Below are 12,101 nucleotides of genomic sequence, written 5' to 3' on the forward strand. Positions count from 1 at the left end.
CGTTCTAGACAGCTTCGATGGATTCGTGAGAATAGTTGACCTATTTAATCGAATTCATCGAATAATTGGGCCGTTCTTTCTGGAATTTAGGCCGAAATAGTCTTAAGTCCGACAGGCTCCTAGATCACTGTTGACCGGACTCAAGCTGTCAATCAATCTATTACTAACAGAATGGAATCTGGACGCATCAGGTGAAACTGTTTTTATTGGGATTAAAAGTTCAATTCTTCGAATGGGTTGAGTTATTCAGGGTATTTCGTCGTTACTCCTCTCACCGTTCTTTCCTTAAAGCATTTCTTGAATTAAAGCTCCGGTATTTGCTGGACAGTCCCTTCCAGGTCAGTAAACGTTTCTTGATCCAGAGAAAGTCAGATGACTTGTATCTTTATGGCGAAACACCTTTGACTGTACTTGAGGCAGTCTGTGGAGAGGCTGAAATTAATCCGGGAGATCATGTTTTCGAATTGGGTGCGGGCAGTGGTTTTACTTCACTCTGGTTGGCCAGTGTCGTAGGCGTCAGGGTGACATCCATTGAGCAGATCCCGACTTTTTGTAAGAGGCTCAGGATTGTCAGTCAAAGGCTGAAGTCAGGTGAGCTGAATGTTATTGAAGGAGACTATTTGCAAGTTGATCTGTCAGAAGCGTCTGTTGTCTATCTCTATGCATCCAATCTGGACGATCTGACCATTCGCTGCCTCACACTCAGAATGCTGGCTCTCCAGCCAGGCAGCCGGGTGATCTCAGTCAGTTATCCACTTCAGGAGTATTGTCCGGTCCCTGGTGTTTTTGAGCTGAGACAGCAGTTTTCAGTTCGTTTTCCCTGGGGAGAAGCAGAGGTGTTTTTGCAGGTCAGAACATCTGATGTGCAGAAGTCATCCGGCTGACAATGGTGCTTCCATATCGAGCCACCATTTCAGGAACAGGTCTGCCTGGAAACTGTTCGATTCCCACCTTGATGAAGTTCCAGGCAGCCTGAGCCTGCTTGATAGGCTTGGCAGCATGAGCATGATCCCCGAATTGTTTATCAAGTTTTAACAACTTCTGTTCGAAATGTCTGGCCAGGGTCTGAAGTTGCAAACGACCTGAGGCTGTCTTGTCTTCTTTCAATTCTGACAGGGTCAGGCTGAGGTATTCCCGGGATAAGCGCTGCATTAACAGGGCTTGCTCAAGAAACCCCAGTTTTTGGTTTCTGTGAGGGTAGCGGGTCAGCATTTTTTGTCGCAGGAGTAACAGCTTTCTATCCAGCTTGGCCAGCGCCAGCAGCAATGTTGTAGCCTCGGGGGGGCGAGAATGAGCGGGTAAGTCGGCCATCCAGGCTGCATGTCGGCTGATGATTGGCCAGAGGGTCAGGGTTGATGAGAGCAGCTTTGAGGTTTCCTGATCCCGGGATTGTTCTGGCAAAGCTGGAATGCTTTGGTTTAGCAGGGCCAGGTTGTCCAGCATTTTTTCTCTGGCTTCCTGATTGAGAAAATCGATCTGCAGCAGGTGAATATTCACAATCAATTGATTCAGCAACAGTTCCTGTTTCAGAAGAAATTCTGAGGTCAGGTTGCTTTTTTTGGCAGGTTGCTCAGAAGCAATAGCCTGATTCATGAACGCCAGAAAAAACAGCACAGCGGCCAGTAAATGAGCTTTAGGCATGACGGGACCCGGAAACAGTGAAATCATCCCTTATGTATCGGATGTCCCGGCTGCCACTTGATTGTGACAGCCCAGAAGCCTTCTGACGAAGCGTGTGAGTGCTCTAAATCAGACAGGCCTCTAAATAGGTCTATCAAAGCTGAAGAGGGTATGCAAATGCAGAAAGAGTTTGATCAGCAATCGGCAGTTCCGTTGAATTTGATTGAATAGGACTACTATTGGCACAAATCCAACGAAAAACGGCAACAGCCCTTAATATCGGTCAGGCTTCTGGAGGCAATGTTAGTTGTTACCTTCCAGTTGTTCTTTGAGTTTGGCGGGAACTTCCTTGATCACCAGTTGGTTCAGGTCTTTGTTATAGACCACCTGAGTGCCTAACAGTTCTGCATCAAATGCTATGTTAAGGCCCTTTCCGCGACCCGTGTACTTCACCAGCTTGGTTAGAGTGCGTTTCTCGGGAGCCATGGGTTGGCTCATATCGTAGTCGCGGGTATTGACGAAACGGGCAAAGTCATCGGAACCCGCTTCACTCAGGTGACCCGTGAGTTCATCCAGGGTCAGGGCATCACCCTCATCGATTTTGGTCTGGCAAAAGTCATACACCTGACGACTGACTTCTTTGTGATTTTCCAGTGAAGGGGCTTCTTTAGCGTATTCCTTTACAGCGCTGACCAGTGTGTCAGCTTCTTCCTTGCTGTTGCTGGTTTCATTGCACCCAAGGGCATCCTGAAAAACATCGCTTAAGCGACGACCACCCCGTGGGCGCAGGAAGGACAGATAGCGACCACTGTTTTCGTTACTCTGCCATTCGGTGATATTAACTCGACACGCAAGAGGCATCTTGGCGGTATCCAGGTAGGCTACATCCTGGATAGAGAGATCTTTAGTGACGGTGACACTGACGTTGCTGGTCAGCATGCAGAGCATGAAGTATCGAGACAGGCCTTGCTGGTAGTCAGCAAATAGCAGGTAACCACCACCCAGAGCACCGGCCTGATCCAGCTTTTCCAGAAGCTGGTTCAAGGTATTCTGTGTCAGGACTGTAAAGTCCATTTTTTCATCCAGATACTCGCCCAGCTCGGTTGGAAAAGGGCTTTCGGCTTCCGGGTTGAATTGGCCGTACTGTTTATCCTGTTTCTTGTTGTAGGTTTGCAGCAGATCGTCCAGCATGGCTTCCAGTGCCGGGGTAGGAGGCAGGCTATGACCTGCTGGAATAGCAGTCAGAGAGTCGCTGCCAGGTATCTGTTCCAGCTGATGGACAATGATTTGTTGAATGGCCATAAATTAAGAGTCTTGCAAGCAATAGTGATTTCCTAATGTTACCGGCATTGTTCCAATTCGGACATATTAAATACCAGAGTTTTCATAGTACCTTCTTCCCGATAGATGACTTTCAGGGTGTGGATACCCTGGCTGACAAGGTTTTCAGCGGATAAGGTAAAGTCAGATCTTCGCAGAGGATTGCCTGGTGTGACTTCAAGGTTGATAACCCCATCGCCAATTTTCAGATTTTGAATGCCGTGGGTGTCCTGTCTGTGCAGGTGTGCAGGTGCCATGTGATTCTGGTTTCATGAACATTAATGCCAATCAGGCTTTCCTGTACTAAACCGATGGGACCTAATCCTGCCCAGCCCAGAAAGTTACTTTTTGCCGGTGTCTTATGTTCGTCATCTCTTTTTCCGGGACCACCATTGGTGGGGCTGTTATATTCGTAAAATTGCTCCCTGAGAATTACAGGATTCGTTGTTCCTGATGCGGTACTAGCCTGAATCAAGTTTTGAGCCAGTTTTTTCAGATATTTCTCCGTTGAGGCGGTATATTCGAACCAGGCATCCTGTCGAACGTCTGAATAATTCATCAACCCCTTCAGGGTAATGTATACGAGTGGAGGCCAGGAGCCTCCCTGCCAATAGTTTCCGTCTTCATTGAACTGATAACGTAACAGTCGAAGCCATTTGAGAATCGGCCAGTAGAGCTGAGCCAGGGCGGGATAGGGCATTTCACTTCTGAAAAAGAGTGAGCTGGTTAGCATAGGTAGCATGCTATCTACCTGTTCGTTACTGGCTATATCAGCATAGAGAGCCCAGAACATTGACAGTGTGAAGGTGACTTCTTTGTTCTCACAGTTGTCCTGTACATTGAAGTACCCTCCTTTGTGATGATCCCATAAACACTCATTAATCTTGTCTTTCAGTTCTTGGGAGTTTTCCTGATATTTTTCTGATTGCTCATGATTCCCCAGAACCCGCTCAATGTTTGCCATGGCATCGTAGTGCAGCTTCATCTGGGCAGAAATATCGAACCAGGCATCGTTTTTATCAAGCAAGTCTGAAACGTTAATAGTTTCAGGGTTAGGGTGGGCGCTGATCTTGTTTTCCTCTCGGGACCAGGCATCAAACCCCAAAGGAATATTGTCCATGCCTGAGCCAAAAGCTCGTTGCCAGAAAAGTCCTTTCAGTGCTCCTGCTTTTACTTGTCGGTTGTTCTCCTGCCAGCGGGTATAGTGCTCAAGCGGGATAATGACTCTGTGCAACCGTTGCAGATCTCTGCTCATGAGGTAATAGCGCCATTCTGCATGAGCGATCAAAGGCGGATTATTCTTATTTTCTTCGATGTAGAGTTCCCTGATTTTTTTTCCCTGATTTGATTAAGGGCTTTGTCTTTCTCGTTTTTGGCTTCTTTCATTGAGGTAGGTTGTGAGGGCGCGTAGTAGATCTCATAACCATCAGAGCTGGTTTCTCTGGGAATAAAACCGTCAGGATGCTGAAATCGGTAAAAGTTATCCAACCCTCCGATAATGGGGAAAAATCGGTGTGCATAAAGACCAAACCCGAAGGTGCATAAGGCCTGATCCCACAAAAACTCGTGGTTTGAATACTGGGAGCTTAACCAGTCCGAGACGTAATGACGGTTATTCTGGTTTTCTGGCCAACGGATGTTGGAGAAGAACGTAATCCAGGCAACTTTGTTGAGGGTAGTAATGTCAGCGTCTTCTAACAGAATTTCGGGTAACAGTTGTCGAAAGCTCGCTTCGCTGTATCGCCAGGGACGAGTTATGGGAAAGAGATAAATTTGTTTATCAAAGTACTGGCCGTCCGATTTCTGGGCTAGCCGGTAGTGATGGAAGTCGCCTATCCAGTAGGCCTGACAGAACGTTGCCACACACAAAGAAAGCAGTGCGAGAGCCACTGGATACCGCATTGAACACTCCGTTTGGCTTTTATTTTGGCTGTTGTATTTATCGTTTAAGTCCGACTATGTTTGCTTTCCTAATAACTTTTGATGGATGACAGGCCAAAGGCCTGCTCCCCAAAATGCCAGCAGAAAAGCTTCAAACCAGCGGAAAAGATAGTAGAGATTGGAAAAATCTTCCGGCGCGGGAAGATAAGGCAGGAGCTTATAAAGCAATGAAACGCTGACGGCTCCGGGGAGTGCCTGGGTGAAAAACAATTTCAGAGATGGCTTTTCAACGCTGGGAGCAATCAATAACCCTAAGCCTATTCCAGTAAACAGCCCGGTGAATTTGGCCATCTTGCTATAGGGAAATAATGCACCGTTGCCAAGTCCCCAGTTCAGAATTTCTCTGAAGAAAAGAGTGATTATAAGTGGCAGGGAACAGGCAAGCAGGACGATCAGGCAACGCTGCCAGAACACTTTGGCATTCAGGAAATCAAGAAACGGTTGTTCCAGTGAAATAATCAGAAAAAGAATAATGGTTCCAAAGCTGATACCCACCAAAATCTGGGACGGGAAGTGGACACCAAGGTATAACCTTGAGACTGCAGTAGACAGAATCATGAACAGCGCCAGAGTCCAGAGCCAGCGACTTTTTAGCGTGCTGGCCAAAAGCCCCCAGAGAACAACCGCATTCTGGGTATGGCCCGATGGCATACCAAAGGCTTTTTCTGACATTCCATTGTAGAGCTCTGGGTAGATCCAGTAAGGTCTGGGAGAGGCAAAGAACTGGCGGCAAGCACCAAATACAGTCGTACTGATCTCGGTACCGATGGCCAAGCGGGCCCCCAGGTATTGATACCCAGACCAGTAAAGCAGGCCTGAAAACAGCTGGTAATGGTAGGAATAGCCAAAGGCAGACAGGCTTCTCAGGTAGAGGTCAATTACCATCAGCTTCTGCTGTAACAACAAAATAAACTGCAAAGCGTCCATTAACATACCTTTTCCTTGCCAGGTATTCAGGGCAAGGTATTTGTGAGCCGTGATATTAATTCACGGTTTTTCCTAATCAGGCTTTTGGATTCAGGATGTGTTGAAGACTGTGTTTTACCAGCAAGTCCAACTGGTGTTGATTGGGGCTGATTCTGGCCATCAACTGCAGACCCAGAAAGAAGCTGGTGAGTTCCCGGGCTGCATCAGTGCTGCTCAGATTGGGGGAGATCAGCTTTTTTTCAGCCCCTTTTAGAATCTGGGTCAGTAAGGCCTGCTGTATGTTGTTTACAGCCTGTTTGACCAGTTCTGCAGCCTGTTCTGGCAAGAGGTGCAGCTCTGTACTGGTGCAAGCCAGAAAGCAGCAGTTCTGGTATTGCATATCCCTGGGGTGGCGATAACCCGCCGTCAGGAATCTGCGCAACCCTTCAAGAGGAGGTCCCGAGCCCAGATGTTTTTGAATTCTTAACTGCAGGTAATGTTCAATGTAATACTGCAGAACATGCAGGTATAAGCCTTCTTTGTTTTTAAAATGATGATAGAGGCTGCCCGGATGCAGATCAGTCACTTCTTCCAGTTGTCTGAGAGAAGATGCTGAGAACCCTCTGGACCAAAACAGAGTGAGTGCGTTATCCAGTGCCTTGTCTTTATTAAAAGAGGTATGCCTGCCCATAATGACATTGTTTGATTTTTGAACTTCCAATGTAGCAGCAGTTTTCTGTTCCCGACAACTCCCTAAGCCTGATTGGCAGGTACTGAGGGATTAAAACTGGAGAATACCTGAATGGCTTTGACCCCATCGAATATGATTGAGCTGGGTTCACCGGCTCCTGATTTTAACCTGTCTGATCCTGCTTCAGGGCGAGAAGTGGCTTTGCAAGAGGTGAGAAAGGAGAAGGGACTTCTGGTGATGTTTATCTGCAATCACTGTCCCTATGTCGTTCACCTGGAGGAAGCTTTGGTGCAATTGGGCAAGGAATATGCTGATCGTGATCTTGGAATAGTGGCTATCAGTGCTAATGATGCTGAAGCATTTCCCGGGGATGCCCCTGACAAGATGGCATTGAAGTCCTACCCGTTCCCCTATCTGTATGATGAAACCCAGGCTGTTGCGAAAGCTTATGATGCAGCTTGTACACCCGATTTCTTTCTCTTTGATGCCGAACTGAAATGTGTCTATCGAGGTCAGTTTGATGATTCCAGGCCTGGAAATGACAAGCCGGTAACCGGAGGTGATTTAAAGTCAGCGATGGATGCGGTGTTAGCCGGAGAGTCTGTTTCAGAGAATCAAAGCCCCAGTGTGGGTTGTAATATCAAATGGAAGTAGCGTTTTTCTCTTTTTCTTGATCATGAAGACGTTTGTTGAAGTGTTTCAGGGTTTCGACATCCATGAGCCTGATAAACAGAGTTAGAAGGGGGGTCAACCTGCCTTTAAAGCTTGAAGGTTTGGCTGTGAGATTCCAGTGATCCGAGCTTGTTCTTTCATTCTCAGGTTCTTCCAGAGGAGTGAAGTCCTGAGGTTTGTTTTCAACAGGGTTGGAGCTTTTCTCTGTTTTAGCTGCTTTTTGTGGTTGAGCAATGGGTTCAGGTTGTTCAGGCGTTTTTGTTTCGGTTGTAGCTGAAGTTTTGGCTTCGATCTGATCGACAGGTTTGTCTTCTGAGGGTAGATCGAGTCTGTCTGGTAGTAATTCGTCAAAATGCTCGTTGTCGACCTGGAACACCCCCTCGCAAGGCGCTTCTGAAACATCCTCGGTGATGTTGAACAGTTTAATTTTTCTGAATTCACTCCAAGGGTAAAAAGCCAGGATACTCCACTGGCAGCCTTCACGAGTCAGAGGCATTTCAGAACGCAGGAAATGCAGGTTTCTGACCAGATTCTGATGAGAGATAATGAGAGTGGGTACTTTCTGGGTAGCATGTTCCAGCTTGGGAATGACACTGATGGACTGGCCGGGCTGACTATCTGTTTTTACTGCTTCTGATGGAAGCCAGTGATAATAGGCATTCAGGCCTTCTTCGATGAAGTAGTCAGGTGGGGTAACCTGCCACTCTGCCTTGGCCAGAGGAGGAAATGCTTCGCCAATAAAGCTCTGTCCTTTCTTGGCTTTGGTCGTCTGGCTAATGTGTACTGAACTGTGAAATATCAGTGTGCAACCCTCTGGTGCTTCCCGGGTAATTCTATGGAGGTCAGCGGGTTTGAAATACTCTCTCTGGCAACCTGGCATTGAAGAAGGGCCATTGTGAGTTTCTGAAGCGTTTTGCTTTGCTTCAAACAAAGGGAATGTGGCTTCCAGATCTGATCCCATCAGGGAAATATTGAACTGACAGAGTCCATTGTGAAGATGACTGCCCAGAAGGTCGCAAAAACTTCTTTTGATAATCCAGTCAAGCCCGGAGTCATCAATCAGAAGGGCTGCGTGGGAAAGGTGGCTTCCTGGCAGGCAGATAATCAGGACGAAGCCAAAATATCTGCATTGTTTTAATAGAAATCTGTTCTGAGCTGGGAAGCTGATCACAGTCGTTCGAAAGCTGAGAATGAAAGAACACTCATCATAGAGGTAGGCTCTTCATTCTGTATTACTCTTTTTCAACCCAGAGGGTCCAGTTTCGGTACTGAGACACCTTTTCGAAGCGGTTTCTCAAGGGATCAGACAGCCTATCGATATTGCCATCACGGGTGGCCAGAAAGTCCCTGCGATCTCTGTGCAGCTGGTTTAGGATCTCTTGCTCGTCATTGGCCAGTAGAGCCTGACCATGGGAATAGAAGCGGGCGGAGAAAGGTCGCTTCATAAAATAAATAAGATGGCCCGGTTGTTGAACCGGGTGAGTCATCATGTTGGCGATCAGATATTTTTGTGACTTTTTGCCACCGTCATTCATCATCACAAGGGTGGTGACAATCATCAGCAGAGGTGTCAGAGACGCCAGTGCGGTGAGTCTGGCTGAGTAATTTGCCCAGTTCTCTCCAAATATCCGGGCGATGATCAATGCTAGAGCAGGCATCACCGGCAGGCTATAGGTCCAGATAAGGTTGGTGGTGAAGGTGAAAAATAAGGGGAGAAACAGTAGCCAGCAGAGCAGAAAATAATCCCATTCTTGCAGTTTGATAGTGGGTTTCTTGTTCCAGAACTTCCAGAGCTGAATAATCACCACTCCCAGCAAAACCAGAGACCAGGGGAATCCTCCCACCAGCAAATACCCCCAGATGGCACCCAAAGTATGAACATGAGCATTGCCATATTCATCGCCTTGCCAGCCAGAATCCAGATAACGAGAAAAATGTTCGCCAATGAACATATATTCCAGAAGCCCGGGATTACGAAGTTCAGCACTGATATACCAGGGAAGAGCGATGACTGCGGTCAGAACCAGTCCTTTGATCCATGGGAATCGCTGCCATAGTGTAAGCAGCCTGCCTTTAGGTAAGCACCAGAATAGTATCGGGCCACCTGCCAGAACCAGGGCGGCCAGTCCTTTGGCCAACAACGCCAAGCCACAGCCGGCAAAAAACAGATACTGCCATCGAAGGGCTTCGGATGGACTCTGACTGTTCCAGCCAATCCAGAAGCCACAGAGGATAAGAGTAATGGTCAGGGTCATGACTGGGTCAGCCAGCAGTGCTCCGGCCAGTACCAGGAACATGGCTGAAGTCATCAAAAACAATGCTGAGATCTTTGCCTGCCGTTGTCCCATTTGAAAGTGGGCCAACTTCCAGACCAGTGCCAAAGTGATCAGACTGCAGGCCAGAGAGGGTAAGCGGGCTGCAAATTCATTAATGCCGAATAGTTTGAAACTGATGGCTGAGAGCCAGATAAACAGAGGGGGTTTACCCAGAAAGGGTACGCCATAATCAAAGTATGGAATGATCCAGTCGTTGGTTTCTACCATCAGTCTGACTATCTCACCGTACCGGGCTTCTGAAGTATCCATCAGAGGGTACAGGCCAAGGGAGAACAGACGGATCAGAATGGCAAACAGGATGAGGGAATAGACCCAGAACCAGCGGGAAGATGATTTCAGGAAAGCGTCAGTCATTATTGTTCTGAACTCTGTTTCTGATTACCGTGAAAAAACTTTCATCACCAGAGTGTGTGAAAGATTGTTTCCATCGCTCGTGGCTACTTATAGCGTCACGAGCAGGGAAGATGTCCGGGGACATACAGGACCGTTGTTTTTTCCACTCTGTATTGTTTCGGCCAATTCATTCATTGCACAAATACAGTGAAAAAAAAGTCTCTGATTGGTTCCCGGTGGACTCCCGGTTATTCTGCTTCCTGGAACGTTGAGGTATTCCTTTCATAGCTGTGCATGGCTGCTGTTTTGGATTCAAGCAGTCCTAATGTCTATTGAAAGTAGTTCAGATTGATCGGTTTCTATAATTTTTTTCGTAGACATCCCGCCCCATGGCTTCGATTTGACGGTCGATCATGGCTTGGAAACTGTCCAGACAGTTCTGGTGAGCTATTGGATTGCCCGAAAGCTCTCGCAACAAGCACACAGCGGCTTCAATGGTGGACAGAGCAGACTGGTTGGGTGTTTTGCGGATTCTGTAACTGGACGCCTGAGTTTCTGGCAGGGAGATCCATGGCAGGGTATGCAGCTGAGGGTTCAGATGAAGTAGTTTTCGAGCCTTTCTCCAGGTTCCGTCCAGCACAATGCAGACATCAGGCTGACCGTGGAGTGTCTGGTACTCAGTAGGCTGAAGAGCCTCATCGTGAGGGAAAAGCAGGCAGCCCTGTTTCTGTTCAAGAATGATGTTCAGCTGTGGGTTATCGGTAAAATCTTCACCCACCAGAACAGTGCAGTTTTTTATGCCCAGATTGGCAATGCGGGCTGTGTTCAGAGGGTGTTTGACCTCATCGGGATGCTGCAAAATCAATAGCTCGCAGCAGGCCGGTTCCGGTTGTAAGTCACGGCAAATACAGAATTGAAGAGGACGCTCACAGCGCTGGCATTTGGCTCGAGCCATGAATGACACTCCTGAAAGTCAGGTTAATACGGGGTGAAACCGTTCTGGAAGTTTTGGGAATACAGTGTTGCCAGCAGCTTTGGGTTGAGCCTGACATGACCAGCAGAGAGCCGGAAGGCAGATCCAGTGACAAGGGTTGTATGCCTCTTGATTTACCATCTTTATGCTTCAGTCGAAAGCGTCTTTCCTGCCCTAGACTCAATGATGCAATGACAGGTTGCTCGCCCAGTTCTTTCTCATCGTCCGAATGCCAGCCATTACTGTCACTGCCATCACGATACAGGTTTAGTAGCACCGTATTAAATGAAGTCTGACAGGCTTGTTCAACCGCTTCTTTCAATGCCAGCAATACCGGGTTCCAGGGCTCAGGAGACAGTTCCAGGCCGGAGTAACGGTAGATCATTCCCTGATCGCCATGCCACGCTTGTAATCTGGGCAGGTCAAATAGTCTGCCAAAGAGTGTGATCTTATCTTGACGCCACTGGGTGTCGGAAAGAAGTTGCTGGAAATAGGATTCACCGTCTTGTGCGCTGATCAAATCTGGCCAGAAATTCAGTTGGGCGTCAGGAACATGGATGTTGACTGGTAGCATTGAATGTTACTAGAGAGCCTGGAGCTGTTTTGTGAACAAAAGAATACAACTTGTTGTGCAACAAGGACAGAAACCACTCCTTGGTTCAGAATCATTCAGTCTGTTGAGCGTTGTTATCTCTGGGACATCTCAAAGATCAGTTTTTCTGCAGTGCAGTCAAAGTCCAGCATCGCCTTGATGACGGTCATACCGTTTTCCTGGCTGGTTTCTGATTGGATTTTGCAGTTGCCTGACCCTACGGAAAGAGCTCGTTGTTCAATCTTGCTGAACTGGTCCTGGGCAGAAATGGCTTCGTCACCACGAATCTCCAGAGTAATCCGGGTGTCATCGTCACTGATCAGAGTGCCGACTTCTACGGTGTTACAGGTGGTGCATTCAAAGGGGTCTTTTTCGTTCATGCTGATACCTCATTTGATTTTGCTACATTAGTAGCTAACTACATGAAGTCATCACTTTCTCACTCCATGTTCAAATACTCTGCGTCTTTAATAGTATTTGCCCAATGAGCCAGAAATACTCGATTCCGTATAGTCAGCTACTTACATTATGAATGTGAGTATTTTACAGCACGTATGGTTCAATTGCGTCTATTCTTAACGACTCTTTTGGGGGCTTTTACAGGTTGGCTGATGAAAAGTGAGGGGTTGCAACAGAAATAGCCTTCAGGAGACGATTGATTTATAAGGATCAAAATTTCTGAAGGATCAGACATGTGTGCAACACCCTCACTACGCC

Annotated in this window: 14 protein-coding genes; 2 read left to right on the plus strand and 12 right to left on the minus strand. The window is 47.4% G+C overall.

Annotated features, from left to right (window positions below):
- The first annotated feature begins 191 nt into the window (after positions 1-191).
- Entirely contained in the window at positions 192-884 is a 693-nt protein-coding gene (locus ACR2PX_RS14550; protein WP_434000080.1) for an rRNA adenine N-6-methyltransferase family protein, read from the plus strand.
- Here the strand turns inward: ACR2PX_RS14550 and ACR2PX_RS14555 are convergent.
- The 7 genes from ACR2PX_RS14555 to ACR2PX_RS14585 form a co-directional block, all read right to left on the minus strand.
- Positions 850-1,641 (minus strand): hypothetical protein, encoded by a 792-nt coding sequence (locus ACR2PX_RS14555; RefSeq protein WP_434000081.1) that lies wholly within the window; start codon positions 1,639-1,641, stop codon positions 850-852. The genes ACR2PX_RS14550 and ACR2PX_RS14555 overlap by 35 nt on opposite strands.
- Positions 1,642-1,923: 282 nt before the next feature.
- A complete protein-coding gene (locus ACR2PX_RS14560) occupies positions 1,924-2,922 on the minus strand; it encodes a nucleoid-associated protein (protein ID WP_434000082.1) in 999 nt (332 codons plus the stop codon).
- A gap of 38 nt (positions 2,923-2,960) precedes the next feature.
- Positions 2,961-3,197 (minus strand): hypothetical protein, encoded by a 237-nt coding sequence (locus ACR2PX_RS14565; RefSeq protein WP_434000083.1) that lies wholly within the window; start codon positions 3,195-3,197, stop codon positions 2,961-2,963.
- On the minus strand, positions 3,146-4,195 hold the full coding sequence (locus tag ACR2PX_RS14570) for an MGH1-like glycoside hydrolase domain-containing protein (RefSeq protein WP_434000084.1): 1,050 nt from the start codon (positions 4,193-4,195) through the stop codon (positions 3,146-3,148). Before ACR2PX_RS14570 ends, ACR2PX_RS14565 begins: the two co-directional genes overlap by 52 nt.
- A gap of 29 nt (positions 4,196-4,224) precedes the next feature.
- Positions 4,225-4,842, minus strand: a complete 618-nt coding sequence (locus ACR2PX_RS14575; protein WP_434000085.1) for a hypothetical protein — start codon at positions 4,840-4,842, stop codon at positions 4,225-4,227.
- 54 nt (positions 4,843-4,896) lie between these two features.
- Positions 4,897-5,814, minus strand: a complete 918-nt coding sequence (locus ACR2PX_RS14580; RefSeq protein ID WP_434000086.1) for a phosphatase PAP2 family protein — start codon at positions 5,812-5,814, stop codon at positions 4,897-4,899.
- A gap of 70 nt (positions 5,815-5,884) precedes the next feature.
- A complete protein-coding gene (locus ACR2PX_RS14585) occupies positions 5,885-6,508 on the minus strand; it encodes a TetR/AcrR family transcriptional regulator (protein WP_434000087.1) in 624 nt (207 codons plus the stop codon).
- A gap of 81 nt (positions 6,509-6,589) precedes the next feature.
- Here ACR2PX_RS14585 and ACR2PX_RS14590 point away from each other — a divergent pair, with 81 nt between their 5' ends.
- Entirely contained in the window at positions 6,590-7,132 is a 543-nt protein-coding gene (locus ACR2PX_RS14590; RefSeq protein ID WP_434000088.1) for a thioredoxin family protein, read from the plus strand.
- Here ACR2PX_RS14590 and ACR2PX_RS14595 read toward each other — a convergent pair.
- The 5 genes from ACR2PX_RS14595 to ACR2PX_RS14615 all read right to left on the minus strand — a co-directional run bounded on the left by ACR2PX_RS14595 (position 7,119) and on the right by ACR2PX_RS14615 (position 11,764).
- On the minus strand, positions 7,119-8,321 hold the full coding sequence (locus tag ACR2PX_RS14595; protein ID WP_434000089.1) for a hypothetical protein: 1,203 nt from the start codon (positions 8,319-8,321) through the stop codon (positions 7,119-7,121). The genes ACR2PX_RS14590 and ACR2PX_RS14595 overlap by 14 nt on opposite strands.
- A gap of 61 nt (positions 8,322-8,382) precedes the next feature.
- Entirely contained in the window at positions 8,383-9,840 is a 1,458-nt protein-coding gene (locus ACR2PX_RS14600; RefSeq protein ID WP_434000090.1) for an ArnT family glycosyltransferase, read from the minus strand.
- A 322-nt stretch (positions 9,841-10,162) separates the two neighbouring features.
- Complete coding sequence (locus tag ACR2PX_RS14605; protein WP_434000091.1) at positions 10,163-10,774, minus strand: tRNA-uridine aminocarboxypropyltransferase; 612 nt, start codon at positions 10,772-10,774, stop codon at positions 10,163-10,165.
- Positions 10,746-11,366: an alpha-ketoglutarate-dependent dioxygenase AlkB family protein gene (locus tag ACR2PX_RS14610; RefSeq protein ID WP_434000092.1), complete on the minus strand. Its 621-nt coding sequence runs from the start codon at positions 11,364-11,366 to the stop codon at positions 10,746-10,748. The genes ACR2PX_RS14605 and ACR2PX_RS14610 overlap by 29 nt, the downstream gene beginning before the upstream one ends.
- Before the next feature lie 113 nt (positions 11,367-11,479).
- Positions 11,480-11,764 (minus strand): DUF406 family protein, encoded by a 285-nt coding sequence (locus tag ACR2PX_RS14615; RefSeq protein ID WP_434000093.1) that lies wholly within the window; start codon positions 11,762-11,764, stop codon positions 11,480-11,482.
- Positions 11,765-12,101: the final 337 nt, after the last annotated feature.

This window comes from Endozoicomonas sp. (genome assembly GCF_051008435.1).
Lineage (GTDB): Bacteria > Pseudomonadota > Gammaproteobacteria > Pseudomonadales > Endozoicomonadaceae > Endozoicomonas_A.